A 14,223-nucleotide genomic window follows, 5' to 3' on the forward strand; every position below is an offset into this window, starting at 1 on the left:
AGGCTTTAGTGTAAGTTACTTAGATTACTTTGCAATCAAGTAATTTAAAATATTACAACATGAACCAAACCAATTCGATATTATTTGGTTTGGTGAATTAGTAAAGCGTTTAGGCAAGTATCTCTGGTTACGACGTTCTGTGACATAAATCGATAATATTATGTCACAGAACTAGTGAAGCGTCTAAGCAAATACCTGATAGGATTTGGCGTTAGTTACTTAGACTACTTTACAATAAAGTGATTAAAAGATTACGACATGAGCCTAACCAAATCGATATTATTTGGTTAGGTGAATTAGTGAAGCGTTTAGGCAATTCGCCATATAGCGATTGCCGTCAAGAGACTAGGAACTTTAGTTCCAGTCTCTTGTAACGATTTACATCTTCTCTGGCGCTTCTACTCCAAGCAAGCGAAGGGCTTCTTTGAGAACGACTGCGGTTGCGTAGCTAAGGGCTAGACGGCTGTCGCGTTCTGGGTTTTCATCCAAGATACGCGTGTGTGCATAGTATTTGTTAAAGGATTGAGCCAGGCTAATTGCAAATTTGGCAATGATAGAAGGTTCAAAGTTATCCGCCGCACGATTGATAATACGTGGGAAATCTTGGATGAGTTTGATGATTTCCCAGCTTTCAGCATCATTCAAGCTATAGTTGCCGGCTGTTTCTGGTTTGAAGTCTGCTTTGCGCAAGATAGATTGGATACGAGCGTAGGCATATTGAACGTAAGGTCCAGTTTCACCCTCGAAGGATACCATAGCTTCTAGGTCGAAGTCATACCCATTTGTACGGTCGGTCTTGAGGTCATAGAATTTAATGGCTCCAACCCCAACAGCATGCGCTACCTGGTCTTTGTTTTCTAGTTCAGGATTTTTAGCTTCGATTTGGGCTTTGGCACGACTAACGGCCTCTGCAATAGTAGGCTCTAGTAAGATGACATTCCCTTTACGAGTAGAGAGTTTTTTCCCTTCTTTTGTAACCAAACCAAAAGGAACATGGGTAATGTCGTCACTCCAATCGTAGCCCATCTCTTGCAAAACAGCTTTGAGCTGTTTAAAGTGGGCAGATTGCTCTTGACCAACGACATAGATAGATTTAGCAAATTGGTATTCGTTTTTACGGTAAAGGGCTGCAGCTAAGTCACGTGTGATATAGAGAGTTGCACCATCAGATTTCTTGATAAGGGCTGGATGTTCAATTCCATATTTCTCAAGATTCACAACTTGGGCACCTTCTGATTCAACAAGAAGGCCTTTTTCAGAAAGAATGTCTACAACAGCATCCATCTTATCGTTGTAGAAGGCTTCCCCATTGTAGCTGTCAAATTCGACTTGCAATTCATTGTAAAGACGGTTAAATTCTACTAAACTTTCATCACGGAACCATTGCCAAAGAGCGAGAGCTTCCTCGTCTCCATTTTCAAGTTTACGGAACCATTCGCGTGCTTCTTCATCCAAGCTAGGGTCATTTTCAGCTTCAGCATTGATACGAACGTAGAGTTTAAGAAGTTCATCGATTGGATGAGCTTTTACAGCTTCTTCGTCGCCCCATTTTTTGTAGGCAACAATCAACATCCCAAACTGTTTACCCCAGTCTCCCAAATGGTTGACCTTGACTGTTTGATAACCGATTTTTTGGAAAATATGTGATAAGCTATCTCCGATAACAGTTGAGCGCAGATGACCAATAGAGAATGGTTTAGCGATATTAGGACTAGACATGTCGATCACAACATTTTCTTGTTTGCCAATAGTTTGGTCAGCATAGTGTTCTTTTTCAGTGATAACAGCTTGCAATACTTGAGCAGAAATGGCAGATTTATCAAGGAAAAAGTTGACGTAAGGTCCTGTTGCGACAACCTTTTCAAAGGCTTGACTGTTAATCTTTTCAGCCAGTTCAGCCGCAATCATTTGAGGCGCTTTACGTTCGACTTTTGCAAGAGAAAAAGCAGGGAAAGCAATGTCTCCCATTTCTGAGTTTTTAGGGGTTTCCAGTAAATTTAAAATAGCCTCTTGGTCTAGGCTATCAATGACGCTAGCCAATTCGCTAGCAATCAATTCTTTTGTATTCATTAAGAGCTCCTTTTTGGACTTTTCTACTATTTTATCACAATTTTAAAGAAAGAAGAAAAAATTTTTGAAATCTCCTATTTTTTTGGTATAATATAGTTATAAAAATAGTTATAAATATTCACATAAGAGGATTTTATGAGAAAAAGAGATCGTCATCAGTTAATAAAAAAAATGATTACTGAGGAGAAATTAAGTACACAAAAAGAAATTCAAGATCGGTTGGAGGCGCACAATGTTTTTGTGACGCAGACAACCCTGTCTCGTGATTTGCGCGAAATCGGCTTGACCAAGGTCAAGAAAAATGATATGGTGTATTATGTACTAGCAAATGAGACAGAAAAGATTGATTTGGTTGAATTTTTGTCTCATCATTTAGAAGGCGTTGCAAGAGCAGAGTTTACCTTGGTGCTTCATACCAAACTGGGAGAAGCTTCTGTTTTGGCAAATATTGTAGATGCAAACAAGGATGAATGGATTTTAGGAACAGTTGCTGGTGCCAATACCTTATTGGTCATTTGTCGAGACCAGCACGTTGCCAAACTCATGGAAGATCGTTTGCTAGATTTGATGAAAGATAAGTAAGGTCTTGGGAGTTGCTCTCAAGACTTATTTTTGACAAGGAGAGACGGACAATGGCGACAGAAAAGCTATCACCCGGCATGCAACAGTATGTGGATATTAAAAAGCAATATCCAGATGCTTTTTTGCTCTTTCGTATGGGTGATTTTTATGAATTATTTTATGAGGATGCGGTCAATGCTGCGCAGATTCTGGAAATTTCCTTAACGAGTCGCAACAAGAATGCGGACAATCCGATTCCTATGGCGGGTGTTCCCTATCATTCTGCCCAACAGTACATCGATGTCTTGATTGAGCAGGGCTATAAGGTAGCCATTGCTGAGCAGATGGAAGATCCTAAACAAGCAGTTGGGGTTGTGAAACGAGAGGTTGTTCAGGTCATTACGCCAGGGACAGTGGTCGATAGCAGTAAGCCAGACAGTCAGAATAATTTTTTGGTTGCCATAGACCGTGATGGCAATCAATTTGGCTTAGCTTATATGGACTTGGTGACGGGTGATTTTTATGTGACAGGTCTTTTGGATTTCACGCTGGTTTGTGGGGAAATCCGTAATCTCAAGGCGCGAGAAGTGGTGCTGGGATACGACTTGTCTGAGGAAGAGGAACAAATCCTCAGCCGTCAGATGAACCTGGTGCTTTCCTATGAAAAAGAAGGCTTTGAGGACCTTCATTTACTAGATTCACGATTGGCAACTGTGGAGCAATCGGCATCTAGTAAATTGCTCCAATATGTTCATCGGACGCAGATGAGGGAATTGAACCACCTCAAACCTGTTATCCGCTATGAAATCAAGGATTTCTTGCAGATGGATTATGCGACCAAGGCTAGTCTGGATTTGGTTGAGAATGCTCGTTCGGGCAAGAAGCAAGGCAGTCTTTTTTGGCTTTTGGATGAAACCAAAACGGCTATGGGAATGCGTCTCTTGCGGTCTTGGATTCATCGTCCTTTGATTGATAAGGAGCGAATCATCCAACGTCAAGAAGTGGTGCAGGTCTTCCTCGACCATTTCTTTGAGCGCAGTGATTTGACAGACAGTCTCAAGGGTGTTTATGACATTGAACGCTTGGCTAGTCGGGTTTCTTTTGGCAAGACCAATCCCAAGGATCTCTTGCAGTTGGCGACTACCTTGTCTAGTGTGCCACGGATTCGTGGGATTTTAGAAGGAATGGAGCAATCTGCTCTAGCCTATCTCATTGAACAACTGGATGGAATCCCTGAGTTGGAGAGTTTGATTAGCGCAGCGATTGCTCCTGAAGCTCCTCATGTGATTACGGAAGGTGGCATTATCCGCACTGGATTTGATGAGACCTTAGACAAGTACCGTCGTGTGCTCAGAGAAGGGACTAGCTGGATTGCTGAAATTGAGGCTAAGGAGCGAGAAAACTCTGGTATCAGTACGCTCAAGATTGACTACAATAAAAAGGATGGCTACTATTTCCATGTGACCAATTCTCAACTGGGAAATGTGCCTGCTCACTTTTTCCGCAAGGCGACGCTGAAAAACTCAGAACGTTTTGGAACCGAAGAATTAGCCCGTATCGAGGGAGATATGCTGGAAGCGCGTGAGAAGTCAGCCAACCTAGAGTATGAAATCTTTATGCGTATTCGTGAAGAGGTCAGCAAGTACATCCAACGTTTACAAGCTCTAGCCCAAGGAATTGCGACGGTTGATGTCCTGCAAAGTCTAGCAGTTGTGGCCGAAACCCAGCATTTGATTCGACCTGAGTTTGGAGATGATTCGCGGATTGATATCCAGAAAGGGCGCCATGCTGTCGTTGAAAAGGTCATGGGGGCTCAGACCTATATTCCCAATACGATTCAGATGGCAGAAGATACCAGTATTCAACTGATTACAGGGCCAAACATGAGTGGGAAGTCTACCTACATGCGTCAGTTAGCCATGATGGCGGTTATGGCTCAGTTGGGTTCTTATGTGCCAGCAGAAAGTGCCCATTTACCGATTTTTGATGCGATTTTTACCCGTATCGGAGCAGCCGATGACTTGGTTTCAGGTCAATCAACTTTCATGGTGGAGATGATGGAGGCCAATAATGCCATTTCGCATGCAACCAAGAATTCTCTCATTCTCTTTGACGAGTTAGGGCGGGGAACCGCTACTTATGATGGGATGGCTCTTGCCCAATCTATCATCGAATACATTCACGAACATATCGGAGCCAAGACCCTCTTTGCGACCCACTACCATGAGTTGACTAGTCTGGAGTCCAGCTTGGAACACTTGGTCAATGTCCACGTGGCAACCTTAGAGCAGGATGGGCAGGTCACCTTCCTTCACAAGATTGAACCAGGACCAGCTGATAAATCCTACGGTATTCATGTTGCCAAGATTGCTGGCTTGCCAGTAGACCTTTTAGCAAGGGCGGACAAGATTTTGACTCAGTTAGAGAATCAAGGGACAGAAAGTCCTACTCCTATGAAACAAACAAGTACTGTCTCAGAACAGATTTCACTCTTTGATACGGCAGAAGAGCATCCTATCCTAGCAGAATTAGCTAAACTGGATGTTTACAATATGACACCTATGCAGGCTATGAATGTCTTGGTCGAGTTAAAACAAAAATTATAAAGAATGAATTACTTGTCATTCTAGCTATATCAAGGAGACTTCTTTGACAAGTTCCCACTTTTTTGTTAGAATAACATCACACAAACAGAATGAAAAGGAGCTGACGCATTGTCGCTCCCTTTTGTCTATTTTTTAAGGAGAAAGTATGCTGATTCAGAAAATAAAAACCTACAAGTGGCAGGCCTTAGCTTCGCTCCTGATGACAGGCTTGATGGTTGCTAGTTCACTTTTGCAACCGCGTTATCTGCAGGAAGTGTTAGACGCCCTCCTTGCTGGAAAATATGAAGCTATTTATAGTATCGGGGCTTGGTTGATTGGTGTGGCCGTGGTTGGTCTAGTTGCTGGTGGGCTCAATGTTGTCCTTGCAGCCTATATTGCCCAAGGAGTTTCATCAGACCTTCGAGAGGATGCCTTCCGTAAAATCCAAACATTTTCTTATGCTAATATTGAACAATTTAATGCGGGAAATCTAGTCGTTCGCATGACAAATGATATCAACCAGATTCAGAATGTCGTCATGATGACCTTCCAAATTCTTTTCAGACTTCCCCTCTTGTTCATCGGTTCGTTTATCTTGGCGGTTCAAACCTTACCTTCTCTGTGGTGGGTGATTGTTCTCATGGTAGTCTTGATTTTTGGTTTGACTGCTGTCATGATGGGAATGATGGGACCTCGTTTTGCCAAGTTTCAAACCCTTCTTGAACGCATCAATGCCATTGCCAAGGAAAATTTGCGTGGCGTTCGTGTGGTCAAGTCCTTTGTCCAAGAAAAAGAGCAATTTGCTAAGTTTACGGAGGTTTCAGACGAACTTCTCGGTCAAAACCTTTACATTGGTTATGCCTTTTCAGTAGTGGAACCCTTTATGATGTTGGTCGGCTACGGGGCGGTTTTCCTCTCTATTTGGCTGGTTGCTGGAATGGTTCAGTCGAATCCGTCTGTTGTTGGTTCCATCGCTTCTTTCGTTAATTACCTAAGCCAGATTATCTTTACCATTGTTATGGTTGGATTTTTGGGAAATTCTGTCAGTCGTGCTATGATTTCCATGCGTCGTATTCGAGAAATTCTTGACGCAGAGCCAGCCATGACCTTCAAGGATGTCCCAGATGAAGAGTTAGTCGGAAGTCTTAGTTTTGAAAATGTGACCTTTACCTATCCAATGGACAAGGAACCGATGCTGAAAGATGTGAGCTTTACTATTGAACCTGGTCAGATGGTTGGTGTCGTTGGAGCGACTGGTGCAGGAAAATCAACCTTGGCTCAATTGATTCCACGTCTTTTTGACCCACAGGAAGGGGCTATCAAAATCGGAGGCAGGGATATTCGAGAAGTGAGTGAAGGAACCCTGCGTAAAACAGTTTCTATCGTTCTCCAACGTGCTATTCTCTTTAGTGGAACGATTGCAGATAACTTGAGACAGGGCAAAGGAGATGCCACTCTATTTGAAATGGAGCGTGCAGCCAATATTGCCCAAGCCAGTGAATTCATTCATCGTATGGAGAAAACCTTTGAAAGTCCAGTTGAGGAACGAGGAACCAACTTCTCTGGTGGGCAAAAACAAAGGATGTCGATTGCGCGTGGGATTGTCAGCAATCCGCGTATTCTGATTTTTGACGATTCGACCTCGGCCTTGGATGCCAAGTCAGAGCGCCTGGTTCAAGAAGCCTTGAATAAGGACTTGAAGGGAACAACAACCATTATCATCGCGCAAAAGATTAGCTCGGTTGTCCATGCAGACAAGATCTTGGTTCTAGATCAAGGACGATTGATTGGTCAAGGCACGCATGCAGACTTGGTTGCCAACAATGCCGTTTACCGTGAAATCTACGAAACACAGAAAGGAAAGGAGGAGTAAAATGAAGACAGTTCAATTTTTTTGGAATTATTTTAAAGTCTATAAGCTATCATTTGTAGTTGTTATCCTGATGATTGTTCTGGCGACTCTTGCCCAAGCCCTCTTTCCAGTCTTTTCTGGACAAGCAGTGACGCAGTTAGCTAATTTAGTTCAAGCTTATCAAAATGGCAATCCAGAACTTGTTTGGCAAAGCCTATCAGGAATCATGGTCAATCTTGGTCTGCTGGTTTTAGTTCTATTTATCTCCAGCGTCATATACATGTGTCTCATGACGCGCGTGATTGCAGAGTCGACCAACGAGATGCGTAAAGGTCTCTTTGGTAAGCTTGCTCGCTTGACGGTTTCTTTCTTTGACCGCCGACAAGATGGAGATATCCTGTCTCGTTTTACCAGTGATTTGGATAATATTCTCCAAGCCTTTAATGAAAGTCTGGTTCAGGTCATGAGCAATATTGTTTTATACATTGGTCTGATTCTTGTCATGTTTTCGAGAAATGTGACCCTGGCCCTCATCACTATTGCCAGCACACCAGTGGCCTTTCTTATGTTGATTTTCATCGTGAAAATGGCCCGCAAATACACCAACCTCCAACAAAAAGAGGTAGGGAAACTCAACGCCTATATGGATGAGAGTATCTCAGGCCAAAAAGCCGTGATTGTGCAAGGAATTCAAGAGGATATGATGGCAGGATTTCTTGAACAAAATGAGCGCGTGCGCAAGGCAACCTTTAAAGGAAGAATGTTTTCAGGAATTCTTTTCCCTGTCATGAATGGGATGAGTCTGGTCAACACAGCCATCATTATCTTTGCTGGTTCAGCTGTACTTTTGAATGATAAGTCTATTGAAACAAGTACAGCCCTAGGTCTGATTGTTATGTTTGCCCAATTTTCTCAGCAATACTACCAGCCTATTATTCAAGTTGCAGCTAGTTGGGGAAGTCTCCAGTTGGCCTTTACAGGTGCTGAACGGATTCAGGAAATGTTTGACGCAGAGGAAGAAATCCGACCTGAAAAGGCTCCAATCTTCACTCAGTTGCAAGAAGGTGTTGAAATTAGTCATATTGATTTTTCATACTTGCCTGATAAACCTATTTTGAAAGATGTTAGCATTTCTGCCCCTAAAGGCCAGATGACAGCAGTTGTTGGTCCGACTGGGTCAGGGAAAACGACCATTATGAACCTCATCAATCGTTTTTATGATGTTGATGCTGGTGGTATTTATTTTGATGGCAAAGACATTCGTGACTATGATTTGGATAGTCTCAGAAGCAAGGTGGGAATTGTCTTGCAAGATTCGGTCTTGTTTAGCGGAACCATTCGAGACAATATCCGTTTCGGTGTGCCAGATGCCAGTCGGGAAATGGTTGAGTCAGCAGCCAAAGCAACCCATATTCACGACTATATCGAAAGTTTACCTGACAAATACGATACTCTTATAGATGATGAGCAGAGCATCTTTTCGACTGGACAGAAACAATTGATTTCTATCGCTCGAACCCTGATGACAGATCCAGAAGTCCTCATTCTAGATGAAGCAACTTCAAACGTAGATACGGTGACAGAAAGCAAGATTCAGCATGCTATGGAGGCGGTTGTAGCGGGTAGAACCAGTTTTGTCATTGCCCATCGCTTGAAAACCATTCTCAATGCAGACCAGATTATTGTCCTTAAAGATGGAGAAGTCATTGAACGCGGTAATCACCATGAACTCTTGAAACTAGGTGGATTCTACTCAGAACTCTATCACAATCAATTTGTCTTCGAATAAGAAAGAAGTTGTCCTATGGGGCAGCTTTTTCTTGTCCATAAAAAATATTTATCACATCCTTAAAAAAAACATATTAGACGAAAGGTGTTTTGAGTGATATGATAGGACTATCGTTAATATTCGAAAGGAGAGACATCATGGCTAGAACGGTTGTAGGAGTTGCTGCAAATCTATGTCCCGTAGACGCAGAAGGCAAAAACATTCATTCATCTGTATCTTGTAGATTCGCAGAGAGCATTCGTCAAGTCGGCGGTCTCCCTTTAGTCATTCCTGTTGGTGATGAGTCAGTTGTACGCGATTATGTGGAAATGATTGACAAGCTTATTTTGACAGGCGGTCAAAATGTCCATCCTCAGTTTTATGGAGAGAAAAAGACCATCGAGAGTGATGATTACAATCTAGTCCGTGATGAGTTTGAACTGGCCCTCTTGAAGGAAGCTCTCCGTCAGAATAAACCAATTATGGCAATCTGTCGCGGTGTTCAACTTGTCAATGTTGCCTTTGGGGGAACCCTAAATCAAGAAATCGAAGGTCATTGGCAAGGACTACCTTTCGGAACATCTCACTCTATTGAGACAGTGGAGGGAAGCGTGGTGGCTAAGCTATTTGGGAAAGAAAGTCAGGTCAATTCCGTCCATCGTCAGAGTATCAAAGAATTGGCACCTAATTTCCGTGTAACTGCTATTGATCCAAGAGACCAGACCATCGAAGCGATTGAATCTATCGACGAACACCGCATTATCGGTTTGCAGTGGCATCCAGAGTTTCTGGTTAATGAAGAAGATGGTAATTTAGAATTATTTGAGTATTTATTGAATGAACTATAACGACTGGTGTATCTGGTCGTTCTTTCTTTTATTTTTTCAAAATTTTTGGAATATGGAATTTTTACGCAAACGTTTGAATTCTGATAAAAATTGGAGAAATTCGACAAAAAAACTTGAAAAAAACGAAGGTAAGCGTTATGATAGAAAAGAAGAAATATTGGAGGAATAACATGTCACATATTAAATTTGATTATTCAAAAGTTTTAGACAAATTTGTTGCACCACATGAAGTGGAATACATGCAAGCACAAGTAACAGCAGCAGATGAATTGATCCGTAAAGGAACTGGTGCTGGTAGCGACTTCTTAGGATGGTTGGACCTTCCTGAAAACTACGACCGCGAAGAATTTGACCGCATCTTGAAAGCTGCTGAGCAAATCAAATCAGACAGCGATGTTTTGGTTGTGATCGGTATCGGTGGATCTTACCTTGGTGCCAAAGCAGCAATCGACTTCTTGAACCACCACTTTGCAAACTTGCAAACAAAAGAAGAACGTAAAGCTCCACAAATCCTTTACGCTGGAAACTCAATCTCATCTACTTACCTTGCTGACTTGGTAGAGTATGTTGCAGACAAAGACTTCTCAGTAAACGTGATTTCTAAATCAGGTACAACAACTGAACCAGCTATCGCTTTCCGTGTCTTCAAAGAACTCTTGGTTAAGAAATACGGTCAAGAAGAAGCCAACAAACGTATCTATGCAACAACTGACCGCCAAAAAGGTGCTGTTAAGGTTGAAGCAGACGCTAACGGTTGGGAAACATTTGTGGTTCCAGATGACATCGGTGGACGCTTCTCAGTATTGACAGCCGTTGGTTTGCTTCCAATCGCTGCATCAGGAGCTGACATCAAAGCCCTTATGGAAGGTGCGAATGCAGCTCGCAAAGACTACACTTCAGATAAAATCTCTGAAAACGAAGCTTACCAATACGCAGCAGTTCGTAACATCCTTTACCGTAAAGGTTATGCAACTGAGATCTTGGTAAACTACGAGCCATCACTTCAATACTTCTCAGAATGGTGGAAACAATTGGCTGGTGAATCAGAAGGAAAAGACCAAAAAGGTATCTACCCAACTTCAGCCAACTTCTCAACTGACTTGCACTCCCTTGGTCAATTTATCCAAGAAGGAACTCGTATCATGTTTGAAACAGTCATCCGTGTTGACAAACCTCGTAAGAACGTGATTATCCCTAGCTTGGAAGAAGACCTTGACGGACTTGGTTACCTTCAAGGAAAAGACGTTGACTTTGTAAACAAAAAAGCAACTGATGGTGTTCTTCTTGCCCACACAGATGGTGATGTACCAAACATGTACGTGACCCTTCCAGAGCAAGATGCCTTCACTCTTGGTTACACTATCTACTTCTTCGAATTGGCTATCGCCCTTTCAAGTTACTTGAATGCTATCAACCCATTTGACCAACCAGGTGTTGAAGCTTACAAACGTAACATGTTTGCCCTTCTTGGAAAACCAGGATTTGAAGAATTGAGCAAAGAACTTAACGCACGTCTATAATAGAAGAAAAGAGTGGTTTGTCCACTCTTTTTACTCTCTTTATCCATAGAAATTGGACTCAGCCAAGACTTGTGATATAATATAGAGAGCAAAAAGGCAGACGCCTAGAGACTTTATAGGAGAAACTATGTCAAAAGATATCCGCGTACGTTACGCACCAAGTCCAACAGGACTACTACACATCGGGAATGCCCGTACAGCATTGTTCAATTACCTTTATGCACGTCATCACGGTGGAACTTTTATTATCCGTATTGAAGATACTGACCGTAAACGACATGTCGAAGATGGTGAACGTTCACAGCTTGAAAACCTTCGTTGGTTGGGCATGGATTGGGATGAAAGCCCAGAAACACATGAAAATTACCGCCAGTCTGAACGTTTGGACTTGTATCAAAAATACATCGACCAATTGCTAGCTGAAGGAAAAGCCTACAAATCTTACGTTACAGAAGAAGAGTTGGCAGCGGAACGCGAACGCCAAGAAGCAGCTGGCGAAACACCACGCTACATCAATGAATACCTGGGTATGAGTGAAGAAGAAAAAGCAGCTTACATCGCAGAACGTGAAGCAGCAGGAATCATCCCAACAGTTCGCTTGGCTGTCAATGAGTCAGGTATCTACAAGTGGCATGATATGGTCAAAGGTGATATCGAATTTGAAGGTGGCAATATCGGTGGTGACTGGGTTATCCAAAAGAAAGACGGTTACCCAACATACAACTTTGCCGTTGTCATCGATGACCATGATATGCAAATTTCTCACGTAATCCGTGGAGATGACCACATTGCTAATACACCAAAACAGCTCATGGTTTATGAAGCACTTGGTTGGGAAGCTCCAGAGTTTGGTCACATGACTTTGATTATCAACTCTGAAACTGGGAAAAAATTGTCTAAACGTGACACCAACACCCTTCAGTTTATTGAAGACTACCGTAAAAAAGGCTATTTACCAGAAGCAGTCTTTAACTTTATTGCTCTTCTTGGTTGGAACCCAGGTGGCGAAGATGAAATCTTCTCTCGTGAAGAATTGATTAAACTTTTCGATGAAAACCGCCTGAGCAAGTCTCCAGCAGCCTTTGATCAGAAGAAACTCGACTGGATGAGCAATGATTATATCAAGAAGGCAGACCTAGAAACTATCTTTGAAATGGCAAAACCATTCTTAGAGGAAGCAGGTCGATTGACTGACAAAGCTGAAAAATTAGTTGAGCTCTATAAACCACAAATGAAATCAGTAGATGAGATTATCCCATTGACAGATCTCTTCTTCTCAGATTTCCCAGAATTGACCGAAGCAGAGCGCGGAGTCATGGCGGGTGAAACAGTCCCAACAGTTCTTGAAGCCTTCAAAGCAAAACTTGAAGCGATGACAGATGATGAATTTGTGGCAGAGAATATCTTCCCACAAATTAAAGCAGTCCAAAAAGAAACAGGTATTAAAGGGAAAAATCTTTTCATGCCTATTCGTATCGCTGTTTCAGGTGAAATGCATGGACCAGAATTACCAGATACGATCTTCTTGTTAGGCCGCGAAAAATCAATCCAGCATATCGAAAACATGCTAAAAGAAATCTCTAAGTAAGAAAGGTACAATAATGGACATCTGGGAAAAGATGTACGAAGAAGCACAGAAGCTATACAATCCACATGAAGTATCAGACTTTGTTTATGCCAATCATGTTGTAGCTGCAGTAGAAGCAGAAGATGGACAAATATTTACAGGATTCTGTATGGAGGGAACCTGTGGTGTTTTCCATCTCTGCGCAGAGCGGGCAGCTCTCTTCAATATGTACCAATTTTCAGGACAAACTAAGGTTAAAAAAGTATTAGCCTTTCGAGACAAACCACCTTATGGTGGAAGTTCAGCCATGCCTTGTGGAGCGTGCAGAGAATTCCTTTTAGAGTTGAACGCTGAAAATAAAGATGCAGAATTCATGATGGACTACGATAGAAGAAAGATAGTGAAAGTCGCAGAACTAATGCCCTATTGGTGGGGAGAAGAACGTGCTTCTAAGTTTAATGGACAATAGAAGAGTCAGTACAATTCTGGCTCTTTTTACTATAATTTGAAAAAGTTGATTTGAAAAAAAGGTAAATTCCCAAACTAACTTCCACTGCTAATCCAAGTGGAAGTTAATCTGATAAAAATCGTAAAAACCAGTGGAAATCCGTGTCAGGGTAAGTTCCATTGGTTTTAAACATGCTTGATTTCATCGCTTTTATAGCTGAAAGAAATAGAAAAAAAGAGCGCACAAAATCCCCTCATCTGAAAGCGTTTCATATTAAGTTCCGCTATGGTGGAAGTTAGTGTGAGACGTTTGAATAGGGTTTTAGGTTAGTTTTTAGAACTTATGTTGGAGTAATGTAGACGACTGACAGACGTCTTCTGCAGGTATTTTAGAAATGCCGAGAAGCTTAGGAATCTCTTCTCCATAAGTAAAGGCAAAGAGTTCATAAGCTGACTTTCCATTCAAAGCAGCACGTTTGACGCTGTTGACATGAGAGCAGACGAGATTGATGTCCTCTTGAGTTAAATTGTCAAAAGAAGTTCCTTTAGGTAGAATGTCGCGAATCAGCGTGTGATTTTTCTCAATTCTCCCTTTCTGGTCAGAGCGATTAGGGTCACAAAAGAAGAGTTTACTCTCTCCTCGCACATCCATTTCGATGTCATCAACCCTGGCAAACTCTCCACCATTATCGGTAAGAATGACAGGGAAGAGTTGGAAGAAATCTTTGTCCGCTTGGTGAAGAGTGTTCTTGATGTCATAGAGATGTTTGGTAACCTCAAGGGCAGTTTTATTATCCAGAAGTCTAGCGAAGATAAAGTTACAGAAAGATAGATTGAAGGTGAGTAGGACTTTACCTCCCATTCTCCCCATAACTGTGTCCATTTCCAGCCAAGAGTCTAGTTGATTCAGTGCTAAATAGTTTTGGAAATCCTCATAGGAACGGCCTTTTTTAGCTTCTTTAGGGATGGAAGGTAGCTTACTTTTTCGTCTTTCTTTGAATTTAA

At 42.0% G+C, this 14,223-nt stretch carries 10 protein-coding genes; 8 read left to right on the forward strand and 2 right to left on the reverse strand.

Annotated features, from left to right (window positions below; all coding sequences use genetic code 11):
* Positions 1–378 precede the first annotated feature (378 nt).
* A complete protein-coding gene (argS, locus tag DSY56_RS10175) occupies positions 379–2,070 on the reverse strand; it encodes an arginine--tRNA ligase (RefSeq protein ID WP_112445477.1) in 1,692 nt (563 codons plus the stop codon).
* A 135-nt stretch (positions 2,071–2,205) separates the two neighbouring features.
* On the opposite strand from argS, the gene argR reads away from it, so the two are divergent.
* From argR to DSY56_RS10220, 8 genes are all read left to right on the forward strand, one after another.
* On the forward strand, positions 2,206–2,652 hold the full coding sequence (gene argR / locus DSY56_RS10180; protein WP_001231476.1) for an arginine repressor: 447 nt from the start codon (positions 2,206–2,208) through the stop codon (positions 2,650–2,652).
* A 50-nt stretch (positions 2,653–2,702) separates the two neighbouring features.
* Complete coding sequence (gene mutS / locus DSY56_RS10185; protein ID WP_112445478.1) at positions 2,703–5,237, forward strand: DNA mismatch repair protein MutS; 2,535 nt, start codon at positions 2,703–2,705, stop codon at positions 5,235–5,237.
* A 145-nt stretch (positions 5,238–5,382) separates the two neighbouring features.
* The gene (gene patA, locus DSY56_RS10190) at positions 5,383–7,089 is read left to right on the forward strand and encodes a multidrug efflux ABC transporter subunit PatA (RefSeq protein WP_112445479.1); all 1,707 of its coding nucleotides are present in this window, start codon (positions 5,383–5,385) and stop codon (positions 7,087–7,089) included.
* A gap of 1 nt (position 7,090) precedes the next feature.
* A complete protein-coding gene (patB, locus tag DSY56_RS10195) occupies positions 7,091–8,857 on the forward strand; it encodes a multidrug efflux ABC transporter subunit PatB (protein ID WP_112445480.1) in 1,767 nt (588 codons plus the stop codon).
* Positions 8,858–8,994: 137 nt separating this feature from the next.
* Positions 8,995–9,684, forward strand: a complete 690-nt coding sequence (locus tag DSY56_RS10200; protein ID WP_050260310.1) for a gamma-glutamyl-gamma-aminobutyrate hydrolase family protein — start codon at positions 8,995–8,997, stop codon at positions 9,682–9,684.
* 170 nt (positions 9,685–9,854) lie between these two features.
* Positions 9,855–11,204, forward strand: a complete 1,350-nt coding sequence (locus DSY56_RS10210; RefSeq protein WP_112445481.1) for a glucose-6-phosphate isomerase — start codon at positions 9,855–9,857, stop codon at positions 11,202–11,204.
* 127 nt (positions 11,205–11,331) lie between these two features.
* The gene (gene gltX / locus DSY56_RS10215) at positions 11,332–12,792 is read left to right on the forward strand and encodes a glutamate--tRNA ligase (protein ID WP_112445482.1); all 1,461 of its coding nucleotides are present in this window, start codon (positions 11,332–11,334) and stop codon (positions 12,790–12,792) included.
* Between the two features lie 13 nt (positions 12,793–12,805).
* Positions 12,806–13,240 carry a cytidine deaminase family protein gene (locus tag DSY56_RS10220; RefSeq protein ID WP_112445483.1) on the forward strand — a complete coding sequence of 145 codons (435 nt, stop codon included), beginning with the start codon at positions 12,806–12,808 and terminating at the stop codon, positions 13,238–13,240.
* Between the two features lie 312 nt (positions 13,241–13,552).
* Here the strand turns inward: DSY56_RS10220 and DSY56_RS10225 are convergent.
* Positions 13,553–14,223, reverse strand: a 671-nt coding sequence (locus tag DSY56_RS10225) for an IS30 family transposase (protein ID WP_200832436.1), incomplete at its 5' end; no start/stop codon positions are given.

It is taken from the genome of Streptococcus sp. 596553 (assembly GCF_900411395.1).
Lineage (GTDB): Bacteria > Bacillota > Bacilli > Lactobacillales > Streptococcaceae > Streptococcus > Streptococcus mitis_BA.

Bases quoted from the DNA above. Each gene is read 5' to 3' on its own strand.
- argS (WP_112445477.1), bottom strand. From the start codon at position 2,070: ATGAATACAAAAGAATTGATTGCTAGCGAATTGGCTAGCGTCATTGAT.
- argR (WP_001231476.1), top strand. From the start codon at position 2,206: ATGAGAAAAAGAGATCGTCATCAGTTAATAAAAAAAATGATTACTGAG.
- mutS (WP_112445478.1), top strand. From the start codon at position 2,703: ATGGCGACAGAAAAGCTATCACCCGGCATGCAACAGTATGTGGATATT.
- patA (WP_112445479.1), top strand. From the start codon at position 5,383: ATGCTGATTCAGAAAATAAAAACCTACAAGTGGCAGGCCTTAGCTTCG.
- patB (WP_112445480.1), top strand. From the start codon at position 7,091: ATGAAGACAGTTCAATTTTTTTGGAATTATTTTAAAGTCTATAAGCTA.
- DSY56_RS10200 (WP_050260310.1), top strand. From the start codon at position 8,995: ATGGCTAGAACGGTTGTAGGAGTTGCTGCAAATCTATGTCCCGTAGAC.
- DSY56_RS10210 (WP_112445481.1), top strand. From the start codon at position 9,855: ATGTCACATATTAAATTTGATTATTCAAAAGTTTTAGACAAATTTGTT.
- gltX (WP_112445482.1), top strand. From the start codon at position 11,332: ATGTCAAAAGATATCCGCGTACGTTACGCACCAAGTCCAACAGGACTA.
- DSY56_RS10220 (WP_112445483.1), top strand. From the start codon at position 12,806: ATGGACATCTGGGAAAAGATGTACGAAGAAGCACAGAAGCTATACAAT.